We start from the raw sequence: 398 nt of genomic DNA, 5'->3' as shown, positions 1-398 counted from the left end.
ATGGAGTATTGTCCATAGCATAATAGCCCATATCTTCATAAGCCCTTAAGGCTGTTGTCTTACCTGAACCTGATAAACCAGTAATTATCTTTAATTTCATCTATAATTCTCCGACTAATTTTACCTCTCGCTCCAGTGTAAAGCCTGTTTTCTCCTTAACAATTGCTGCCACATGATTAATAAAAGCAAGCATTTCAGTGCAAGTAGCTTCTCCTGCATTTATAATAAAGCCACAGTGTTTTTCACTAACCTGGCAATCTCCCTCTCTAAAACCTCTTAGGCCACATTCATCAATTAGCTTTGATGCATAGGATCCTTCCGGTCTTTTGAAGGTTGACCCTGCAGATTTTTTATCAAGAGGTTGTTTGCTTGTACGTCTATCTCTGTAGTCTTTAAAC

The 398-nt window shown here is 38.2% G+C and carries 1 protein-coding gene and 1 pseudogene; both read right to left on the bottom strand.

Annotated features, from left to right (window positions below):
• Positions 1-100: RNase adapter RapZ (locus tag ACYVTD_RS17490; RefSeq protein ID WP_461248899.1), on the bottom strand; the 100-nt coding region annotated here is incomplete at its 3' end.
• Positions 101-398: pseudogene (locus ACYVTD_RS17485) on the bottom strand (UDP-N-acetylmuramate dehydrogenase); the annotation flags it as partial.

The organism is Treponema sp. R6D11, assembly GCF_054786075.1.
The sequence above is the reverse complement of the archived record's forward strand: the minus strand, read 5'-3'. Positions and strand labels throughout refer to the sequence as shown.